The organism is Pannonibacter phragmitetus, assembly GCF_050510895.1.
Classification (GTDB): domain Bacteria; phylum Pseudomonadota; class Alphaproteobacteria; order Rhizobiales; family Stappiaceae; genus Pannonibacter; species Pannonibacter phragmitetus_B.
In genome coordinates this window covers 2,417,578-2,438,544 of record NZ_JBNINT010000001.1, presented here as the reverse complement: position 1 = coordinate 2,438,544, position 20,967 = coordinate 2,417,578, and the positions used below count along the sequence as shown (strand labels likewise).

Here is a 20,967-nt window from a genome sequence, read left to right as displayed (position 1 = left end):
GCTGAGTTGCGAATTTTTCCTGGGGCCTGTGTTCGGGAGGCGGTATCGGAATCTGACCTAGGGATTTCCGTACTTTGATTGGAATTGCAAAAAATATTAATTGTTTTTGCGGGCAGAAATCATGGCGAAGTGGTAGATTTATCAGGTTATGATTTTCGTTACATGTTGCATGGTTGCAACAAAAAAACTTGCAGTTTTTGGTTTCTGGCGTCCGTGGTCGGCCGTTGTTGCGCGCGGCTGAGTCGCCTTAGCCCCTTCGTCCGTACCTTCTCCCGTAAGACGGATCTCCGACAGTTGCCGAAAGTCGATATTTCAAGCTTGAAATAATTTCCGGCTGGTGGCAGGCTCATGCTCAACAAGACAAACGGAAGGGACTGCGGCAATGAAGATCCTGTGCCTGGGAGGCGGGCCCGCGGGGCTCTATTTTGCGATCTCGATGAAGCTGCGCAATCCAGCGCATGACATCACTGTGCTGGAGCGCAACAAGGCCAACGATACGTTTGGCTGGGGCGTCGTGCTGTCGGATGACGCGCTTGGCAACATGGCGCGCAACGACCCCAAGAGCACGGAAGAGATCCGCGCCAACTTCTCCTACTGGGATGACATTGCCGTCGTGCACAACGGTGTGCGCACCGTCTCCGGCGGTCATGGCTTTGCCGGCATTGGCCGCAAGAAGCTGCTGATCATCCTGCAGGAGCGGGCGCGCGAGCTGGGCATCAATCTGGAATTCCAGCAGGAGTTCAAGACCGCTGAAGATTACCGCAAGGACTATGATCTCGTGGTCGCCAGCGACGGCATCAACTCGCTGGTGCGGCGTGAATATGCGGATGTGTTCAAGCCCGATGTGGATCTGCGCCTGTGCAAGTTCATCTGGCTCGGCACGCACCAGAAGTTCGATGACGCCTTCACCTTCATCTTCGAGAAGACCGAGCACGGCTGGATGTGGGTGCATGCCTATCAGTTCGATGCCGACACGGCGACGGTGATCGTGGAATGCACGCAGGAGACCTGGGACCGCTTCGGTTTCGAGCATATGTCCAAGGAAGAGACCATCGAGACCTGCGAGAAGGTGTTTGCCGCGCATCTGGATGGCCACAAGCTCATGTCCAACGCAGCACATCTGCGCGGCTCTGCTGTCTGGATGAACTTCCCGCGTGTGATCTGCGAGAAGTGGTACAACGGCAATGTGGTGCTGATGGGCGATGCAGCGGCGACGGGGCATTTCTCCATCGGATCCGGCACGCGGCTTGCGTTTGACAGTGCAATTGCGCTGGCCACCTATCTCCACAGCGAATCCAGCATGGAAGCGGCCTTCGAGCGCTATCAGGAAGAGCGCCGCATCGAGGTGCTGCGCCTGCAATCTGCCGCCCGCAACTCGCTGGAATGGTTCGAGCAGGTGGAGCGCTATCTGGACCTCGACCCGGTGCAGTTCAACTATTCGCTGCTCACCCGTTCCCAGCGCATTTCCCACGAGAACCTGCGCCTGCGCGACCCGGAGTGGCTGCGCTCGGCGGAAGACTGGTTCCAGAAGCAGGCCGGCGGCCAGCCGGGGCGCACGCCGATGTTTGCCCCTTCACGCTGCGCGGCATGCGGCTGGAAAACCGCATCGTCGTCTCGCCCATGGCCCAGTACAAGGCGGTGGATGGGGTGCCGGGCGACTGGCATCTGATCCATTATGCCGAGCGGGCAAAGGGCGGGGCAGGGCTTGTCTTCACCGAAATGACCTGCGTGTCGGCGGAAGGGCGCATCACCCCCGGCTGCCCCGGTCTCTATGCGCCGGAGCATGAGGCTGGCTGGAAGCGGCTGACGGATTTCGTCCATGCGGAAACGGCAGCCAAGATCTGCTGCCAGATCGGCCATTCGGGACGGAAGGGCTCGACGCAGCTGGGCTGGGAAGGCATGGACGCGCCGTTGCCGGACGGCAACTGGCCGCTGCTATCCGCTTCCGCCATTGCCTGGTCCAAGGGCAATGCGGTGCCGAAGGCGATGGACCGGGCCGATATGGATCTGGTGCTCGGCCAGTTCGTCGAGGCCGCGAAGATGGCGGAGCGCGCCGGGTTCGACATGATCGAGCTGCATGCCGCGCACGGCTATCTCCTGTCGTCCTTTATCTCGCCGGTGTCCAACTTGCGCGACGATGAATATGGCGGCAGCCTTGAAAACCGCCTGCGCTACCCGCTGGAAGTCTTCCGCGCCATGCGTGCCGTCTGGCCGCAGGACAAGCCCATGTCGGTGCGCATCTCGGCCAATGACTGGGTGGGTGAGGCTGGCGTGACGCCGGACGAGGCTGTGGAGATCGCCCGGGCCTTCTCTGAGGCGGGTGCCGACATCATCGACGTGTCCGCCGGTCAGACGACGACGGACGCGCGCCCCATCTATGGCCGCATGTTCCAGACCCCGTTCTCCGACCGCATCCGCAACGAGGCGGGTCTGGCGACCATGGCGGTGGGCAACATCACAGAGGCCGATCAGGTGAACTCGATCCTGATGGCAGGCCGTGCCGATCTGGTCTGCCTTGCCCGTCCGCATCTGTCAGATCCCTACTGGACGCTGCATGCGGCAGTGGAGCAGGGCGACCGCAAGGCCAGCTGGCCGCTGCCGTATCTCGCCGGGCGTGATCAGGCCCTTCGCCTTGCCGAGCAGGCAAAGGCGAAGGTGGAGGGCGCCAAGGCAGCGGGAGAGGTGATCCGGGCATGACGGTGGCAGGACGGCGCGTTCTCATCACGGGCGGCGGCACGGGCGCAGGAGCAGATCTGGCCCGCGGTTTCCATGCTGCCGGAGCACAGGTCATCATTACCGGCCGGAGGGCGGAGCCGCTGCAGGCGGTGGCGGCTTCCCTGCCGGGAGTGCGGGGGCTGACGGCTGACGTGACGGACGAGGCTTCCGTGAAGGCGCTGTTCGAGGCTGCAGGCCCGGTGGACGTGGTGATTGCAAATGCGGGCGCTGCCGAAAGCGCCCCTTTGGCCGCACGTCGCTGGATCAGTGGAATGCCATGCTGGCGGTGAACCTGACCGGCGTGTTCCTCACCTTCCGTGAGGGGCTTGCCCGGATGGACGGCTGGGGGCGGCTCATCGCCATTGCTTCCACGGCAGGTCTGAAGGGCTATCCCTATGTGGCGCCCTATGTGGCGGCCAAGCACGGGGTTGTCGGCCTTGTGAAGGCGCTGGCGCTGGAAGTGGCCCGCCGTCCGGTGACGGTCAACGCCATTTGTCCCGGCTTCCTCGATACGGAGATGACGGAACGCTCTGTTCAGAACATCATGGCCAAGACCGGCAAGAGCCGGGACGACGCCGTGGCCGCCCTTGCGGACACCAATCCGCAGAAGCGCCTCATCACCCCGCAGGAGGTGACGGCCATGGCCCTTTATCTGTGCGCTGCCGGATCTGACGGGGTGAACGGGCAGGCGATGGCCATTTCGGGAGGCGAGGTATGAGCGCAGAGAGAGAAACAGCCGTGGTGCAAGCGGAAGCAGCTTCCGTGCCGCTCTCCAAGCGCCGGCTGAAAACCTGGATCCGCATTCTCGGCGTCACCCGCATGGCGGAAGCGCACCTGCGCGAGTTTCTGCGGGTGGAGCATGACACGACGCTGCCGCGCTTCGACGTGATGGCCGCGCTCTACCGCCGCCGCGTGCCGCTGAGCATGAGTGAGCTGTCACGCCTGCTGCTCGTCTCCAACGGCAATGCCACCACGGTGGTGGACCGGCTGGAAAAGGACGGCCTCGTCCGCCGTGTGCCCTTCGAGGCAGACCGGCGCACGGTGCATGTGTCGCTGACGGATGAGGGGCTGGCGCAGTTCGAGAAGCTGGCCGCCGATCATGAGCGGGAGGTGGATCAGCTCTTCGCCAAGCTGACTGACGCGGATCTGGACGCGCTCAAGGACATATTGAAGAAACTCGGGAAGGACGCGCAATGACCGCTCTGGCTGATCTGAAGCCCCAGCACTTTCTCTGGCAGGTGAAGGACCGCATCGCGCGTGTGAGCCTCAACCGTCCAGACCGCAAGAACCCGCTGACTTTCGACAGCTATGCGGAGCTGCGCGACACCTTCCGCGCCCTTGTCTATGCCGATGATGTGGATGTGGTGGTCTTCGCCTCCAACGGCGGCAACTTCTGCTCGGGCGGGGATGTGCATGACATCATCGGCCCGCTGGTCGGGCTCGACATGAAGGGCCTGCTTGCTTTCACCCGCATGACCGGTGATCTGGTGAAGGCTATGATCGGCTGCGGCAAGCCCATCATCGCGGCGGTGGATGGTGTGTGCGTCGGGGCCGGGGCGATCGTCGCCATGGCCAGCGACCTGCGGCTGGCAACGCCGGAGGCCAAGACAGCTTTCCTCTTCACCCGCGTTGGCCTTGCGGGCTGCGACATGGGCGCCTGCGCCATGCTGCCGCGGATCATCGGTCAGGGCCGGGCGGCGGAACTGCTTTACACGGGCCGCACCATGAGTGCAGCCGAGGGCGAGCGCTGGGGCTTCTTCAATGCCTTGCATGAGGCGGACAAGCTGGAAGAGGAAGCCATGGCGCTGGCCGCAAGGCTCGCCTCTGGACCGGTCTTTGCCCATGGCATCACCAAGACCCAGCTGAACCAGGAATGGAACATGGGGCTGGAACAGGCCATCGAGGCAGAAGCGCAGGCGCAGGCCATCTGCATGCAGACGCAGGACTTCGCCCGCGCCTACCATGCCTTCGTTGCCAAGCAGAAGCCGGTTTTCGAGGGCAACTGAGATGGCCGACCGCTCTTTCCTCTCCTGGCCTTTCTTCGAGTCCCGCCACCGCGAGCTGGCCGAGGCGTTGGATGCATGGTGTGCCGCGCATCTGCACGTGGACCATGCCGACACGGACGAGGCCTGCCGCACGCTGGTGCGCGATCTGGGGCAGGCTGGCTGGCTGCGTCATTCGGGTGCAGGCGAGGGCGAGACTCTGGATGTGCGCAGCCTCTGCCTCATCCGTGAAACGCTTGCCCGGCATGATGGCCTAGCCGATTTTGCCTTTGCGATGCAGGGGCTGGGCATGGGGGCGTCTCCCTGTTCGGCACGGCGGAGCAGCGCAAGTGGCTGGAGCGTACCCGTGCCGGCACCGCGATCAGCGCCTTTGCCCTGACGGAGCCGGGCTCCGGTTCGGATGTGGCCAACAGCACCGCAGCGGCAGAGGCCGTTCCGGGCGGCTTCATCCTGACCGGTGAGAAGACCTACATTTCCAACGGCGGCATCGCTGACCTTTATGTGGTGTTTGCCCGCACGGGCGAAGCGCCGGGGGCCAAGGGCCTCTCCGCCTTCCTGCTGCCTGCGGATACGCCGGGGCTGGAGATCGTCGAGCGCATCGAGGTGATCGCGCCCCATCCGCTGGCGCATCTGCGTTTCAACAACATCCGCCTGCCGGAGACGGCGTTGATCGGCAAGCGCGGGGACGGCTTCAAGATCGCCATGTCGGTTCTGGACGTGTTCCGCTCCACCGTCGGCGCAGCGGCGCTGGGCTTTGCCCGCCGGGCGCTGGACGAGGCTCTGGCCCGCGTGCGCCAGCGTCAGCTCTTCGGTGCGCCGCTGTCCGAGCTGCAGATGGTGCAAGGGCATATCGCGGATATGGCGCTGGATGTGGATGCCTCGGCGCTGCTGGTCTACCGCGCTGCCTGGACCAAGGACATGGGCGCCGCCCGTGTCAGCCGTGAGGCGGCGATGGCCAAGCTGCATGCGACGGAAGCGGCCCAGCGCGTCATCGACACGGCCCTGCAGCTGCATGGCGGCGACGGCGTGCGCAAGGGCTTTGCCGTGGAAAGCCTTTATCGCGAGATCCGCGCCCTGCGCATCTACGAGGGGGCGAGCGACGTGCAGAAGATCGTCATCGCCCGTGCCGCGCTGGGCGAGGCGCGCTGAGCAACCGGAATTTGAATGCAATCAGCGGGGCAGATGACCCCGCAGGAAGACGGGAAGGCCACATGACACAGACAACGGCAGATGCCTCCACCGCCGAAAGCCCGCACGCGTTTTTGAACCCGCGCAACTGGAAGCCCGCCAAGGGCTATTCCAACGGCGTTGCTGCCAGCGGCCGCATGCTTTTCCTCGGCGGCCTGATCGGCTGGAACGGCCAGCAGGAGTTCGAGGCGAAGGACTTCACCGGACAGGTGGAGCAGACGCTGAAGAACATCGTCGAGGTGCTGCGCGAGGGCGGGGCCGGGCCGGAGCATCTGGTGCGGATGACCTGGTATGTCACCGACAAGCAGCTCTATCTCACGAGCCTGCGTGATGTCGGTTCTGTCTACCGCAAGGTTCTGGGCAAGCACTTCCCGGCCATGGCGCTGGTGCAGGTGGCCGGGCTCGTGGAAGACGAGGCGCTGGTGGAGATCGAGGCAACAGCCGTGGTGCCTGAGTGATCCGCATGCGCGGATTGTGAGATTTGGGAAGACGACGCTCAGGAACAAGACAAGGCGGCTCAAGGGAAAACCCGCTTCCGCAAAAGGAAGGGCCGCAGGTCCGCGACAGCGGGCAACCATCCAGGGGATTGATGATGACAGCTGTGCTGAAACTGGGTCCGAGTGCCCATGTGGATACATTCACCCGGGACAACCTGCCGCCCGTGGAGCTGTGGCCGGAGCTGAAGCTTGAGGGCTTCGACTATCCCGACTACCTCAACGCGGGCGTGGAGCTGACCGACCGCATGGTGGAAAAGGGCTTCGGCGACCATGTGGCGCTGATCGGCAATGGCCGCCAGCGCACCTACAAGGAACTGGCCGACTGGACAAGTCGCATCGCCCATGCGCTGGTCGAGGATTATGGCGTGAAGCCCGGCAACCGGGTGCTGATCCGCTCGGCCAACAACCCGGCCATGGTGGCTTGCTGGCTGGCGGCGACCAAGGCAGGTGCCGTGGTGGTCAACACCATGCCTATGCTGCGGGCCGGCGAACTGGCGAAGATCGTTGACAAGGCCGAAATCACGGTTGCCCTGTGCGACACGCGGCTGATGGACGAGATGGTCGCCTGTGCCAAGGACTCTGCCTACCTCAAGACCGTGATCGGCTTCGATGGCACCGCCAATCATGATGCGGAGCTGGACCGTGTGGCGCTGGGCAAGTCCGTGCGCTTTGAAGCGGTGAAGACGGGCCGCGACGACGTGGCCCTGCTGGGCTTTACCTCTGGCACCACGGGTGATCCCAAGGCAACGATGCACTTCCACCGGGACATCCTGATCATCGCAGATGGCTATGCCCGCGAGGTTTTGGGCGTGACGCCGGAAGATGTGTTCGTCGGCTCCCCGCCGCTCGCCTTCACCTTTGGCCTTGGCGGCCTTGCCGTGTTCCCGCTGCGCTTTGGTGCGGCGGCGGCGCTGCTGGAAACCGCCTCGCCGCCGAACCTCATCGAGATCATCCAGAAGTACCGCGCCACGGTCTGCTTCACGGCGCCCACCGCCTACCGGGTGATGTTGAAGGCCATGGACGAGGGCGCGGACCTGTCCAGCCTTCGCGCCGCCGTCTCGGCAGGCGAAACGCTGCCTGCGCCGGTCTATGAGGAGTGGAAGGCCAAGACCGGCAAGCCGATGCTGGATGGCATCGGTGCCACGGAAATGCTGCATATCTTCATCTCCAACCGCTTCGGTGACAGCCACCCGGCCTGCACAGGCCGTCCCGTAACCGGTTACGAGGCGCGGATCGTTGATGATCTGGGCCGCGAGATGCCGCGCGGCGAGGTGGGGCGTCTGGCCGTGCGCGGGCCGACCGGCTGCCGCTATCTCTCCGACAGCCGCCAGACCGGCTATGTGCATGAAGGCTGGAACATCACCGGCGATGCCTTCTGGCAGGACGAGCAGGGCTACTTCCACTTTGCCGCCCGCAACGACGACATGATCATTTCCGCCGGCTACAACATCGCAGGTCCCGATGTGGAAGCCGCGCTTCTGGCTCATCCCGACGTGCTGGAATGCGCCGTCATCGGCGCGCCGGATGAGGAGCGCGGGCAGATCGTCGAGGCCCATGTGGTGCTGAGCGCCGGTGTGGAGCCGGATGCAGTCACCATCAAGCGCCTGCAGGACCACGTGAAGGCAACCATCGCGCCCTACAAATACCCGCGCCGCATCCTCTTTACCGATGCCCTGCCCAAAACGCAGACCGGCAAGATCCAGCGGTTCCGGTTGAAAGAGGCGAGCTGAAGAGAAGGGGGCAGGCGGTGGCTATACCCGCTGCCCCCATTATGCTGCGGCCAGCCGTTTGAGGGCGCGGGTCAGGTGCTCGATGAAGGCCTGAGCAGCAGGGGTCGGCATGCGGTCCCGGGATTTCAACAGCATGATCTCGCGGGCGATGACGGGTTCTTCCAGAGGCAGTGCGCGGATGGCGGGCCCGCGCACGGCAGCGCGTGCATAGGCGGGCAAGACGGCAACGCCTAGTCCCGCCTCAACCAGCGCCAGAGCGGTGGTGATCTGCGTCACCTCAAAGCTGATCCGGGGCTCGATCCGTACGCTTTCAAAGCCCACTTCCACGAGCAGGCGGATGCCGGAGTCCCGTGTCAGCGTCACCAGCGGCGCCTCGGCAAGGGAGGACCAGACCGCGCTGTCTCTTGCCGCAAAAGCACTGTCCTCCCGGCAGAACAGCATCAGGCTGTCGCGTACGAGCGGCTGGCGCTCGATGTCATCGCCTGCCGGGGGAAACGTGCCGACGGCACAGTCGGCCCTGCCGCTGCGCACGGCCTCCAGAATTTGCTCGGTTCCCACATCGGACAGCTGTACGGCGATGCCGGGAGAGGCTGCCTGAAAGCTGGCAATCACTTTTGGCAGTACGAAGCTGGCGAGAAGCGGCGGCGCCGCCACGCGCAGCTTGCCGCGCCGCCGGTCGGCCAGCATGTGCAGACCCTCCACCGCATGCTCCAGATCTTCCAGCACTTTGGCGGAGGGATGGCGGAACTCTTCGCCCGCCGCCGTCAGCTCCACCCGCCGTGTCGTGCGGTCAAACAGGCGCACCCCAAGGTCAGTCTCCAGATCCTTGATGGATTGAGACAATGCCGGCTGAGCGGTGTTGAGGCGTTTGGCGGCGAGAGAAAAGCTGCCAGCCTCCGCCACGGCGAGAAAGCTCTGGATCTGCTTCAGGGTGATTTTCATTGGGGCACTCCGCCACCGGTCTTATTGATAATAAAATCAGTATAAATTTATCAGATAAATCTGTCTTGCCGATAATTCAGCTTTCGCCGATCCTGCCTTCAACACGCTTTCCCTGTTGGCCTGCGGTCATGCCGGGCAGACGAAACAGACAAGGAACAGAAGGCACCATCATGCACGACTATCCTGACCTCCAGCTCTACATCGGTGGCGCATGGCGCAAGACGGGGAAGCCCTGTCTGTGATCAACCCGGCAACCGAAGAAGAGACCGGCAGACTGCCCGTCGCAGCCACAGCGGATCTGGATGACGCGCTGGAGGCGGCGGCAAAGGGCTTTTCCGTGTGGCGGCGCACAGCGCCCATGGAGCGGGCGCGGATCATCCGCACGGCCGCTACCCTTCTGCGCGAGAGGATCGAGACAATCGCCGCCGATATCACCCGTGAACATGGCAAGCCGCTGCAGCAGGCGAGGCTGGAAGTGATCCGTGGTGCGGAGTTCTTCGAGTGGGACGCGGGCGAGGCGGAGCGGCTCTATGGCCGGGTGATCCCGAGTGAGCCGGGCATCCGCTATATCGTCCACCATCAGCCAATCGGCACGGTCGCGGCCTTTTCGCCCTGGAATTTTCCGCTCAGCCAGCCCGCACGTAAGGTGGCGGGGGCTCTTGCTTCCGGCTGCTCCATCATCCTCAAGGCAGCGGAGGAAACGCCTGCCGGTGCCTGGCACATCGCGCAAGCCTTCCATGATGCGGGCCTGCCTGCGGGCGTCCTGAACCTCGTTTTCGGAGTGCCAGCACAGATTTCCGAGTATCTCATCCCCAAGCCGCAGGTGCGCCTTGTTGCCTTCACCGGCTCCACGGTGGTGGGCAAGCATCTGACAGGCCTTGCCGCCCGCCATGCCAAGCCGGTGCTGATGGAACTGGGTGGCCACGCGCCGGTCATCATCTGCGAGGATGCAGATGCGCAGAAGGCAGGCACCGTCTCAGCCATCCGCAAGGCGCGCAATGCCGGTCAGGTTTGCACGTCACCCACCCGGTTCTTTGCGCATGAGAATGCCTTCGGCGCCTACCGCGACGCCTTCGTTGCACGTGCAAAGGCGGTGAAGATGGGCAATGGCCTTGATCCGGAGACGGAGATGGGCCCGACCGCCAATCACCGCCGGGTGGAAGCGATGGAGATGCTGGTGGCTGACGCGCTGGCCAAGGGGGCTAGGCTCCTGTGTGGCGGAGAGCGGCCAAAGGGGCCGGGCTATTTCTATCCGGTGACGGTCCTGTCGGAAGTCCCTGATGATGCCCGCGTCATGCAGGAAGAGCCCTTCGGTCCGCTGGCGGTGATCAATCCCGTCCGCTCGCTGGACGAGGCGATTGCCCGGGCGAACAGCGTGCCCTACGGCCTTGCCGCCTATGCCTTCACCAACTCCGCCGCCAACGTGGACCGCATCACCGATGAGGTGGAGGCGGGCAATGTTTCCATCAACACGCTGGAAGCCTCGGTGGCTGCGACGCCTTTTGGCGGGGTCAAGGAAAGCGGCTTTGGCCGAGAGGGCGGGGCGGAAGGCATCATGCATTACACGGTCGTGAAGACCGTTTCCCACCGCATGGAAATCTGACGGCTCATGCTGCCGTCCTGCGCAACTTTGCCCCTCCGAGGGCACCTGCCCGAAAGGCGATGAAAATGAAATACACACGCAAGGATGCCAAGGCACATGCTTTTGCCACCATGCGCGGCATCTGGGCAGCAGCCCTGATGCCTTTCCGGGAAGACCTTTCTATTGATGAGGACGGCTTCCGCGCCAACATGAACCACTGGATCGATGACCTTGGCATCGATGGCTTTTTCATCGCCGGAAAGCAGGGCGAGTTCTTCTCCATGTCTGTGGAGGAGCGCAAGCGTTGCTTTGATCTGGCGGTCGAGGCGGCAGGTGGCCGGGCACAGACAATCATGTCCTGCTCGGACCAGAACATGGACGTGGTGATCGATCTTGCCCGCCACGCGCAGGCCTGTGGCGCGGACTACATCGTCGTCCACGCACCCATCCTGCATTTCTTCAAGGCACAGGATGAGACGCTGCTGCGCTATTACGAAACCATCGCCTCGAAGGTGGATATCGGCATCGCACTGTGGTCCCACCCGGACAGCGGCTATCTGATGAGCCCGGAACTGTGCAACCGCTTGGCGGATATCGAGACGGTGGTCGCGATCAAATACTCCGTGCCGCGCGAGATGTACAAGAAGCTGACAGCCCTCGCCGGAGACCGGATACTGGTCTCCACCGCCTCGGAGGAGGAGTGGCTCGACAATATTCTGGAGCTGAACTGGCAGCTCTATCTCTGTTCCTCTCCGCCCTATCTGCTGCAGACCGTCTCCGACAGGCGCATGCGCGCCTACACGGATCTGGCCTTTGCAGGCAAGGCGGAAGAGGCGCGAGCGCTGCGCGATTCCCTGGAGCCGGTCCGCCGGGCGCTCAAGGACACTCGTCCATCCGAAAAGCCTCATGCTCACCAGAAGTACTGGCAGGACCTGCTGGGGCAGACCGGTGGATGGGTGCGCCCGCCCATGCTGGAACTGACCGAAGACGAAAAGGCCCGCACACGTGCCGCATTTGACGCTTGCGGGCTGAGGCTGGATGATGGCGCCCGCAAGGCCTCCTGATCCGGCGTCCCGCTACCCCAGAATGACAAGAGCGGTCTGAAGACCCAGAGGAGAACGGCAATGGCAAAATTGAAAGCCTTCAATTTCCAGAAGTGGATCGATGAGCATAAGCACCTGCTGAAGCCGCCGGTCGGCAACCAGATGGTGTTCAAGGACGCGGACCTGATGGTCACGGTCGTTGGTGGCCCGAACAAGCGCACCGACTATCACGATGATCCGGTTGAGGAATTTTTCTATCAGCTGAAGGGCGACATGCTGCTGAAGCTCTATGACGGGGAAGAGTTCTACGACGTGCCGATCCGTGAAGGGGATGTGTTCCTGCTGCCGCCGCATGTGCGCCACTCGCCCCAGCGCCCGCAGGAAGGCTCCATCGGCCTTGTCATCGAACCGGCCCGCCCGGAAGGCGCACTGGATGCAGTGGAATGGTACTGTTTCGAGTGCAAGGCACTTGTGCACCGGGCAGAGGTGGATCTGGAGTCGATCGTTGACGACCTGCCGCCGATCTACAAGGCCTTTTATGAGGACGATGCCAAGCGCACCTGCCCGAAATGCGGCACCATCCACCCTGGCAAGGAGCCGCCTGCAGGTTGGGTCAATCTGTAAATGTTTTAGGCTTGAAATATTTCTGGACCCTGTGCAAGCTGGGTCCCGGAAAAAGATCAAGACTGGAGCTGACCAAAGATGGCAGCATCCGGCTGGCTGCCGCAAGGCGACAACAGAGGGTGAAGACATGAAGAAGAGACTGTTTCTGGCCGCAGCGGGCATCGCTGCGCTGATGAGCGGCACTGCCCTGGCGCAGGACCCGTTGAAGATCGGCATGATCACGACCCTGTCCGGCCCCGGCGGCTATCTCGGTCAGGACATCCGCGACGGCATGCTGCTGGCCATCGAAATGGAAGGCGGAAAACTGGGCGGCGTGCCGGTGGAGCTTGTTGTCGAGGATGACGGCCTCAAGCCGGGCAATGGCCGCCAGATCGCCGAGAAGTTCATGAACGACGAAGGCATGAAGCTTCTCACCGGCATTGTCTTCTCCAACGTTGCTGGCGCCACTGTGCCGGATATCGTCAACAATGACGCGATCTATATTTCGCCCAATGCAGGCCCTTCCAACCTCGCTGGTGCCGAGTGCAACGAGAACTATTTCGTTGTCTCCTGGCAGAACGATGCCCTGCATGAGGCTGCCGGTGCTGCTGCAAAGAAGCTTGGCTTCAAGAAAGCTTTCGTGCTGGCGCCGAACTATCAGGCCGGCAAGGACGCCATCAACGGCTTCAAGCGCACCTTTGGCGGCGAGATCGCCGGTGAAGTCTACACCCAGCTCGACCAGACCGACTTCGCCTCGGAAATGGCGCAGATCCGTGCGGCTGACCCGGAAGTCGTGTTCCAGTTCCACCCGGGCGGTCTTGGCATCGCCTTCCTGAAGCAATATGCCCAGGCTGGCCTGACAAGTCAGATTCCGATGGTTCTGTCCGAGCCTTCCACGGATGCGGTGGTGCTGAACGCCGTTGGCGATGCCGCCGTCGGCATCTTTGCGACGGCGCACTGGAACCGCGATTTCACCAATGACGCGAACCTTGAGTTCGTCGAGGCCTGGGACAAGAAATACGGCCGCCCCATCACCTATTACGCCTCTCAGGGCTATGACACGGCCAAGCTGATTTCCTCCGCTCTGGCCAAGACTGGTGGAGTGGAAGACATCGCCAAGTTCCGCGAAGCTGTGCGCGCTGCCGACTTCAAGAGCGTGCGCGGCGACTTCAAGTTCGGCCAGAATCAGCACCCGGTGCATGACTGGTATCTGCTGGATATCGTCGCCGGTCCGGATGGCAAGCCGGTGGCCGTCACCAAGGACAAGCTCCTTGAAGACTATGGCGACGCCTACGCTGACCAGTGCAAGATGTAAGCTGACAGATACGGCGCAGCGGGAAGGTCCGCTGCGCCGGACCTGTCTCACGGCGCAAGGGCGCATCCGGTTCCCGGTCTGAACCTCAGGCCTGCCGGTTGCGGCCAGCCGGACGCCCGACGCGGGCGCCGGACTGTGCTTCTGTGCCTTGCAAGTCATACTTCTGACAATCACCGGACGGGCGGATGATCCTAGTACTCGAGCAATTGCTGAACGGCCTTCAGTACGGCGTCATGCTGTTTCTGCTGGCGGCCGGGCTGACGCTGATTTTCGGCATCATGGGGGTGATCAACCTCGCCCATGGGTCGCTTTACATGGTGGGCGCCTATGCAGGCACCTGGGTGGCGGGGGAGACGGGCAGCTTCTGGCTCGGCATTCCCGCAGCTCTTGGCGCTGCTGCCCTCACCGGCCTTGCCATTGAGGCGCTGGTGATCCGAAAGCTCTACAGCCGCGATCATCTGGATCAGGTGCTGGCGACTTTTGCGCTCATCCTGATGTTCAACCAGATCATTGTCATGCTGTTCGGCCGCTCGCCAGTCTTCACGCTGCTGCCATCCGGCTTCGATGGTTCGGTGGAGCTGCTGCCGGGGCTTTACTATCCGCCTTACCGGCTGCTGATCATCGGCACGGGGCTTCTGGTGGCAGTGGGGCTTTATTTCCTCATCAACCGCACCCGCATCGGCATGCTGGTCCGGGCAGGGTCCACCAACCGTGAGATGGTTCGGGCGCTGGGCGTTGATATCCGCCTGCTTTACACGGTGGTCTTCGGTCTTGGTGCGCTGCTGGCGGGGCTCGCCGGCTATATGGCCGGGCCGATCCTTGCCGTTCAGGTGGGCATGGGCGAGCAGATCCTGCTTGCGACCTTCGTTGTCGTCGTCATCGGCGGTGTCGGTTCGATCCGGGGCGCATTCGTGGCGGGCATCGGTCTTGGTGTCATCGACACATGCCTGCGAGCCTTTTTGCCGGGCATGTTGCGCAATTTCATGGCCGGGCCCGAAGCCGATGCGCTTGGCACCGGCATCTCGTCGATGGGGATCTACCTGCTGATGGCCCTTGTCCTTCTTGTCCGGCCCAAGGGCCTGTTTGCAGCGGGGTCGTGATGCGCAAGCCTATCCTTGCCCTTCTGCTCATCGTCTTTCTCGCCGCCATTCCCACGCTCACGGCCGAATTCGGCCAGGCCTCGCTGCTGGCGCTTGCAACGCGCATTCTCATCTACGGCATGGCCGCTGCGAGCCTCAACTTCGTGCTCGGCTATGGCGGCATAGTCAGCTTCGGACACGCTGCCTTCTTCGGGATCGGGGCCTATGTGGTGGGTATCCTCGCCACCCACCATTCCAGTGGCGAACCGCTGTTCGGCTTCATACCCGGCACGGATCAGATGCTGATAACCCTGCCTGCGGCGGTTCTGGTGGCCGGTTTCTTTGCGGCAGTCATCGGGTCACTGTCGCTGCGCACAGGTGGCGTGCAGTTCATCATGATCACGCTTGCCTTTGCGCAGATGCTGTTCTTCCTCTTCGTTTCGCTCAAGACCTATGGCGGCGAAGATGGCATCATCATCCGCCGCAGCAACGAGCTGCCAGGTCTCAACATGCGTGACAAAGCCACCTTCTACTATGTGGTTCTTGCCATAGCCGTGTTGTTCTTCTTCGGCCTGCGCCGTCTTACGCAGTCGAGTTTCGGCGCGGTGATCTCCGGCATCCGGCAGAACGAGCGGCGCATGGCTGCTCTCGGCATTCCGGCCTACCGCTACAAGCTCTACGCCTTCGTGCTGTCGGGCATGGGCGCCGGGCTCGCCGGAGCGCTGATGGCCAACTTTCTGCGCTTTGCCTCGCCGGACATGATGCACTGGACCAAATCGGGTGAGCTGATGATCATGGTTATCCTCGGCGGCGTCGGCACCCTGTTCGGCCCCTTCCTCGGTGCAGGTGCCTTTCTGGTGCTGGAGAACTTCCTCGCCGAGTGGTCCGAGCACTGGCCGCTGGCTCTCGGCCTGATCCTTCTGTTGCTGGTGCTGGGCACTCGCGGTGGCCTGCAGGCCCTGATCGACCGGGCGTCACGTCTTGTCAGGGGAGGCGGCAAATGAGCGTCATCCTGTCCATTGAGGGGCTGGTGAAAACCTTTGGCGGCCTCGTTGCCACAGATCACGTCAGCCTTGAGGTGCGTGAGGGCGAGATTCACGCCCTCATCGGCCCGAACGGGGCGGGCAAGTCCACCCTGATCAACCAACTCTGCGGCGAACTCGTTTCGGATGAGGGCTCCATCAAGCTGGCCGGTCAGGAGATTTCCGGCCTCAAGGTGCCGGAGCGTGTGGCTCTTGGCCTCGGCCGCACCTTCCAGATCACAAGTCTTCTCGATGAGATGACTGTGCTGGAAAACATCGGCATGGCGATCCAGGTACGCGAGGGGCACAACTTCCACATCTTCGATCTCATCCGCGGACGCCGGTCCGTCTGGGCCGAGGCGGAGGAGCGGGTCGCATCTAGCGGCCTTGCCACGCGGGGTGGTGTGCGCGTGTCGGATCTGTCCCACGGCGAGAAAAAGCAGCTGGAACTGCTGGTAGCGCTTGCCATGAAGCCGCGCCTTCTGCTGTTGGATGAGCCGATGGCAGGTCTTGGCCATGTGGAAAGCCAGGCCATGATCGGCATGCTGAACGAGACGCGCAAGAGCGCTGCCATGCTGCTGGTGGAGCATGACATGGATGCGGTTTTTGCGCTTGCCGACCGAATCTCCGTGCTCGTCTATGGCCGCATCATCGCCAGCGGCACGGTGGACGAGATCCGCAACAATCCGGCCGTGCGTGAGGCCTATCTCGGAGCGGAGGACGAATTGTGCTGAGCGTCTCCAACCTTCAGGCCGCTTACGGCAAGAGCCAGGTTCTGTTCGACATCAACCTTGAGATCCGCGAGGGGAGGTGGTGACGCTCATGGGCCGCAATGGCATGGGAAAGACAACTACAGTCCGCTGCATCATGGGGCTTCTGGCCCCGCGTGGCGGTTCCATCCAGTTCGAGGGCGTGGCCACTGCCGGGCTGGCGCCGGAGCGTATTGCGCGGCTGGGGGCAGGGCTTGTGCCGGAAGGGCGGCAGATCTTCCCCACGCTGAATGTGCGCGAGAACCTTGTCGCCACCGCTTCCAACCGGCTGAAGCGCAAGGAGCCCTGGACGCTGGAGCGGGTCTATGACCTGTTTCCGCGGCTCAGGGAACGGGCGCACCAGATGGCGGCCACCCTGTCGGGCGGCGAGCAGCAGATGCTGGCCGTTGGCCGGGCGCTGATGACCAACCCGCGCCTGCTTATTCTGGATGAAGCGACGGAAGGCCTTGCTCCGGTCATTCGCACGGAGATCTGGCACTGCATCGAGCACCTCAAGCGCGAGGGGCAGTCAATCCTGCTGATCGACAAGAATTTGTCAGTTCTCAAGCGCCTTGCCGACCGGCACTATGTTGTCGAGAAAGGCCGTACGGTCTGGAGCGGGACGGGAGAGGACATGGACCGGGACGCAGAACAGGTGCAGGCCTATGCCGGGCTCTGAGCTGTCCGTCGCCCTCATCGGCTGGGGCGCCATTGCCCGCCGGGTGGCGGCGGTTCTGGCTGAGCGCAACGCGCCGGTCCGTATTGTGGCTGTTGCCACCCGTGATGCTGCTGCAGACCTTGCGGGACTGCCGGACGGGTGCCGCCATATCAGTTCCCCCGAAGAGCTGACGGATGGGGCAGGGCAGAGACCAGGCCTCGTTTTGGAAGCCGCAGGACGGGAGAGTGTGTCCCCGTTTGGCCGCGCCGCCTCGCGGCTGGAATGGACTTTGCCGTGTCGTCCACGTCGGCCTTTGTGGAAGGGGATCTGCTCGAGGAATTGCAGGCGCTGGCCGCAAGCACCGGGGCCCAGATCCTCGTGCCCCCGGCGCACTCGGCGGTATTGATGCGCTGGCTGCAGCCTCACGGATGGGGCTTGATCATGTGCGCCATGAGATCATCAAGCCACCCGCCGCCTGGCAGGGCACTCCGGCCACGGCGGCTTGTGATCTGAGCAGCCTCACCACGGCACACACCTTCTTCACCGGTACAGCCCGGCAAGCGGCGGCCGCCTTTCCGCAAAATGCCAATGTTGCCGTCATCTCCGCCATGGCAGGTCTCGGTCTCGACAGGACTGAGGTTGCTCTGGTGGCCGATCCGGGGGCTGCGGGCAATGCCCACCGCCTGACGGCGAGCGGGGCCTTTGGCAGCATGGAACTGATGCTGACCAACAAGCCGCTCGCCTCCAATCCGAAGTCCTCCGAAATGACCGCCCTGTCGCTGGTGCGCTTGATCGAGAACCGTGCGGGCGCGCTGGTTCTCTGACGCGGGCGGTGCCGCAGCTTCTGCTTGAAGGAATTGAGCCATGTCCGACGTTCCTGCCACTGCCTATACCCTGATTGCCGAAGGCGCCTGGCCACGCGACCGGCTGGACGCGGATTACACCGCGAAAAACTGCGTCACGCCTGAGCATTTTGCCCAGATCATCGCGGATTACGGCAACCGCTCCCGCCCGGCCAAGGCCATGGCCGGGGCAAGGCTTGATCTGGTTTATGACGAGGCAAGCGGCGAGAAGCTTGATCTTTATGGCACCCGTGCGGGCGAGCTGCGGCCTCTGCTGATCTTCATCCATGGCGGCTACTGGCGGGCGCTGTCCAAGGACCAGTCCGCCTTCATGGCTCCGCTGCTGGCCGACCTTGGCATTGCCACTGCTGTTCCGGACTACACACTCGCCCCCACCGTTTCGCTCTCCGAAATCACCCGCCAGATGCGGGCGGCTCTTGCTTGGCTCTGGCATCAGGCGGAAGGCCTTGGCATCGACCGTAACCGCATTGTGGTCACCGGCAGCTCCGCAGGCGGTCATCTGGCAGGAACGCTGATGATGAACGGCTGGCAGCAGGACTTTGATTTGCCTGGACAGGTGCTCAAAGGTGCGCTGCCGCTCAGCGGCCTGTTCGAGCTTGCGCCTATCGCCGGAAGCCATGTGCAAGACTGGATGAGCCTCACCCCGCTGGAGATTGAAGCCCTCAGCCCCTTGCGTGCCCCCTCGGGCGCGCCTGCCTCGGTGATTGCGGTTGCCGAACATGAAGTGTCCGGCTTCCATCGCCAGACCCGCGCCTATGCGAATGCTCTTGGCGCACCGGAGCTGGTGGTACAGGGCCGCAACCATTTCGACATCGTCTTCGATCTCTGCGATCCGGCAAGTGCGCTTTCTGCCGCATTGATGCGCCTGCTGCGGTAGCCTCTACTTCTTTCGGCTAAATTGCACCGCAGCATCTCACGAAGCCGCCACAAATCCGCTACAGTTTGCAATTGCAGGTGATGCGGGCAGGTGATTTGCAGCACGGCGCAGGGTGGGGGCATCCGGCGTCCGGTGAGGAGAGTGACGGTGCGGCTGAGGCAAGTTCTGGCGGGTGAATTTTGTGGAAGTGACTCTTGGGCGGAGACGGGCCGGAGGGCCTGCGGTGCCTTGGTCCTGTCCCTGCTTGGCGGATTTGCGGGCGCAGGCGATGCGCAGGCCCTTGGCAGCTGCCTTGAGCGGCTGAAAAGCGATGCGGTGGCGTCCGGTGTCCGCCCGGAAATCGTTGCCCGCATGCTGGATGGCGCCGAGGCCGATGAAAAGGTCATGCGCTTTTCCTCAAGCCAGCCGGAATATGAAACCCCCATCTGGGATTATATGGCGACCCTCGTGGATGAAGAACGCATCCGCGATGGCATGGCGCTATTACAGCAGCACAGGAAGACACTGGCTGCCGTTGAGAAGGCCTATGGCGTTGAAGCGCATGTGGTTGTGGCCGTCTGGGGCATCGAAAGCGATTTCGGCAAGGCCAAAGGCGACTTCTATACGCCTCATGCTCTGGCAAATCTCGCCTGTGCAGGCAGCAAGCGGTCGAAGTACTTCCGTGATGAGCTGATGAAGACGCTGCAGATCGCCAACCGGGGCGATGTGCCGCCTGAAAAATTCGTTGGGTCTTGGGCTGGCGCCTTCGGCCAGACCCAGTTCATGCCCACCACCTATCTTCGGCTGGCGGTGGATTTCGACCGGGACGGGCGAAAGGATCTGGTGGACAGTTCCGCCGATGCGCTGGCCTCCACGGCCAACTTCCTGAAGGACGCCGGTTGGGAGAAGGGGCGTCCCTGGGGCTATGAGGTCAAGCTTCCGGCAGGCTACAAGGGGCCGTCTGGCCGCAGGGCCAAGGCGAGCCTCGACAGCTGGGCGCGGCGCGGTATCACACGCCTCGATGGCAAGCGCTTGTCCGGCGGCACGGAGGCGGGGTTGATCCAGCCCGCTGGCGCCAATGGTCCGGCGTTCCTTGTCACCCGCAACTTCGACGCCCTGTTTTCTTACAACGCCTCCCAGTCCTACGGCCTTGCGATTGCGCTTTTGTCGCAGCTGATCTCGGGCGGGGAGCCTTTTGCGGCGGCCTGGCCGACGGAAGATCCCGGCCTTTCACGCGCCAAGCGGCTGGAATTGCAGAAGCTTCTGGCTCGTGGCGGGTTCTATGATGGCGAGGTCGATGGCCGCGTTGGGCCGGCAACCCGTGAGAGCATCAAGAAGGCGGAACAAAACTTTGGCTTGCCTGTCACAGGCAGACCGGGTTACCGCATCTATCAGGCACTTGGCGGCCAATAGGCTGCCGCAGATTGCTTGCGCGGGGGCAGGAATGACCGGACATATTCTGACAGTCGCCCAGCAGAAGGGCGGATCGGGCAAGACCACCCTGACCGCGCATGTGGCATCCGGGTTCCTGAACGGCGTTGTCACCTCGCTGCCCAAGGGGCTGCGGGTCGCCATTCTGGATGTGGACCCGCAAGGTTCGCTTGGCACCTGGTATGAAGCGCGTGAGCGCAAGCTGGGTGAGGAGAAGACTGGCATCACCCTGCGGACCGCCAGCGGCTGGGGCGCACGGCGCGAAGCAAAGGCCCTCGCCCGCGACCATGACTTCGTGATTATCGACACCCCGCCAAAGACGGATGTGGACGCAAGGCCGGCTATTGATGCGGCCGAACTAGTGCTGGTGCCGGTGCAGCCGACACCAGTCGATCTGTGGGCGACTGGCCAGACATTCCAGATGGCAAAGCGTGAAGATACGCCCGCCTTTCTGATCCTCAACAGGGTGCCGCCACGTGCGGCCCTGACGGTGGATGTGGAAGAAGCAATCCGGGCACAGGGGCTGGAGCGGCTGGAGCCGATGCTTGGCAACCGCACCGGTTTTGCCGCCTCGATGGGAGAGGGGCTGACCGTGTTTGAAACCGATCCGCGTGGCAAGGCTGCGGTCGAGGCTGCAAGACTGATGCAGGCCATCGCTGGCTTGCTTGGCCCGAAGGGCGATTGAGAGCGG

General features: G+C 63.1%; 15 protein-coding genes and 5 pseudogenes. 19 read left to right on the top strand and 1 reads right to left on the bottom strand.

The genetic code is table 11. The annotated features are described in order from the left end of the window. Nucleotides 1–382: 382 nt before the first annotated feature. From ACQB61_RS11550 to ACQB61_RS11520, 7 genes and pseudogenes are all read left to right on the top strand, one after another. Nucleotides 383–2,697, top strand: a pseudogene (locus ACQB61_RS11550) (bifunctional salicylyl-CoA 5-hydroxylase/oxidoreductase). Beyond that, nucleotides 2,694–3,433: pseudogene (locus ACQB61_RS11545) on the top strand (SDR family NAD(P)-dependent oxidoreductase). The pseudogenes ACQB61_RS11550 and ACQB61_RS11545 overlap by 4 nt, the downstream one beginning before the upstream one ends. Continuing rightward, nucleotides 3,430–3,912, top strand: a complete 483-nt coding sequence (locus ACQB61_RS11540; RefSeq protein WP_430512718.1) for a MarR family winged helix-turn-helix transcriptional regulator — start codon at nt 3,430–3,432, stop codon at nt 3,910–3,912. The pseudogene ACQB61_RS11545 and the gene ACQB61_RS11540 overlap by 4 nt, the downstream one beginning before the upstream one ends. Continuing rightward, entirely contained in the window at nt 3,909–4,721 is an 813-nt protein-coding gene (locus ACQB61_RS11535) for an enoyl-CoA hydratase family protein (RefSeq protein WP_430512717.1), read from the top strand. The genes ACQB61_RS11540 and ACQB61_RS11535 overlap by 4 nt, the downstream gene beginning before the upstream one ends. Before the next feature lies 1 nt (nt 4,722). Further along, nucleotides 4,723–5,867 (top strand): annotated as a pseudogene (locus tag ACQB61_RS11530) (acyl-CoA dehydrogenase family protein). Between the two features lie 62 nt (nt 5,868–5,929). After that, on the top strand, nt 5,930–6,364 hold the full coding sequence (locus ACQB61_RS11525; RefSeq protein ID WP_430512716.1) for a RidA family protein: 435 nt from the start codon (nt 5,930–5,932) through the stop codon (nt 6,362–6,364). A 134-nt stretch (nt 6,365–6,498) separates the two neighbouring features. Then, nucleotides 6,499–8,133, top strand: a complete 1,635-nt coding sequence (locus ACQB61_RS11520) for an AMP-binding protein (protein ID WP_430512715.1) — start codon at nt 6,499–6,501, stop codon at nt 8,131–8,133. Nucleotides 8,134–8,172: 39 nt separating this feature from the next. Here ACQB61_RS11520 and ACQB61_RS11515 read toward each other — a convergent pair whose 3' ends face one another. Further along, nucleotides 8,173–9,075 (bottom strand): LysR family transcriptional regulator, encoded by a 903-nt coding sequence (locus tag ACQB61_RS11515; RefSeq protein ID WP_430512714.1) that lies wholly within the window; start codon nt 9,073–9,075, stop codon nt 8,173–8,175. Between the two features lie 170 nt (nt 9,076–9,245). On the opposite strand from ACQB61_RS11515, the pseudogene ACQB61_RS11510 reads away from it, so the two are divergent. The 12 genes and pseudogenes from ACQB61_RS11510 (at nt 9,246) to parA (ending at nt 20,961) form a co-directional block, all read left to right on the top strand. Continuing rightward, nucleotides 9,246–10,678: pseudogene (locus ACQB61_RS11510) on the top strand (NAD-dependent succinate-semialdehyde dehydrogenase). Between the two features lie 65 nt (nt 10,679–10,743). Then, entirely contained in the window at nt 10,744–11,721 is a 978-nt protein-coding gene (locus tag ACQB61_RS11505) for a dihydrodipicolinate synthase family protein (protein WP_430512713.1), read from the top strand. Between the two features lie 60 nt (nt 11,722–11,781). Continuing rightward, nucleotides 11,782–12,324, top strand: a complete 543-nt coding sequence (locus ACQB61_RS11500) for a 3-hydroxyanthranilate 3,4-dioxygenase (protein ID WP_430512712.1) — start codon at nt 11,782–11,784, stop codon at nt 12,322–12,324. Nucleotides 12,325–12,451: 127 nt separating this feature from the next. Continuing rightward, nucleotides 12,452–13,618: an ABC transporter substrate-binding protein gene (locus ACQB61_RS11495; RefSeq protein ID WP_430512711.1), complete on the top strand. Its 1,167-nt coding sequence runs from the start codon at nt 12,452–12,454 to the stop codon at nt 13,616–13,618. Nucleotides 13,619–13,803: 185 nt separating this feature from the next. Then, a complete protein-coding gene (locus ACQB61_RS11490; protein ID WP_430512710.1) occupies nt 13,804–14,718 on the top strand; it encodes a branched-chain amino acid ABC transporter permease in 915 nt (304 codons plus the stop codon). Next, nucleotides 14,718–15,701, top strand: coding sequence for a branched-chain amino acid ABC transporter permease (locus tag ACQB61_RS11485; RefSeq protein WP_430514357.1), 984 nt, complete (start codon nt 14,718–14,720; stop codon nt 15,699–15,701). The genes ACQB61_RS11490 and ACQB61_RS11485 overlap by 1 nt, the downstream gene beginning before the upstream one ends. After that, nucleotides 15,698–16,453: an ABC transporter ATP-binding protein gene (locus ACQB61_RS11480; RefSeq protein WP_430512709.1), complete on the top strand. Its 756-nt coding sequence runs from the start codon at nt 15,698–15,700 to the stop codon at nt 16,451–16,453. Before ACQB61_RS11485 ends, ACQB61_RS11480 begins: the two co-directional genes overlap by 4 nt. Continuing rightward, nucleotides 16,447–17,147: pseudogene (locus ACQB61_RS11475) on the top strand (ABC transporter ATP-binding protein). The gene ACQB61_RS11480 and the pseudogene ACQB61_RS11475 overlap by 7 nt, the downstream one beginning before the upstream one ends. Nucleotides 17,148–17,554: 407 nt before the next feature. Then, nucleotides 17,555–17,950: an aspartate dehydrogenase domain-containing protein gene (locus ACQB61_RS11470; protein WP_430512708.1), complete on the top strand. Its 396-nt coding sequence runs from the start codon at nt 17,555–17,557 to the stop codon at nt 17,948–17,950. Nucleotides 17,951–17,990: 40 nt separating this feature from the next. Next, nucleotides 17,991–18,866: an alpha/beta hydrolase gene (locus ACQB61_RS11465; protein WP_430512707.1), complete on the top strand. Its 876-nt coding sequence runs from the start codon at nt 17,991–17,993 to the stop codon at nt 18,864–18,866. Between the two features lie 234 nt (nt 18,867–19,100). Then, the gene (locus ACQB61_RS11460; protein WP_430514356.1) at nt 19,101–20,258 is read left to right on the top strand and encodes a lytic murein transglycosylase; all 1,158 of its coding nucleotides are present in this window, start codon (nt 19,101–19,103) and stop codon (nt 20,256–20,258) included. Nucleotides 20,259–20,289: 31 nt separating this feature from the next. After that, nucleotides 20,290–20,961, top strand: a complete 672-nt coding sequence (parA, locus tag ACQB61_RS11455) for a ParA family partition ATPase (RefSeq protein ID WP_430512706.1) — start codon at nt 20,290–20,292, stop codon at nt 20,959–20,961. The last annotated feature ends 6 nt before the right edge of the window (nt 20,962–20,967 follow it).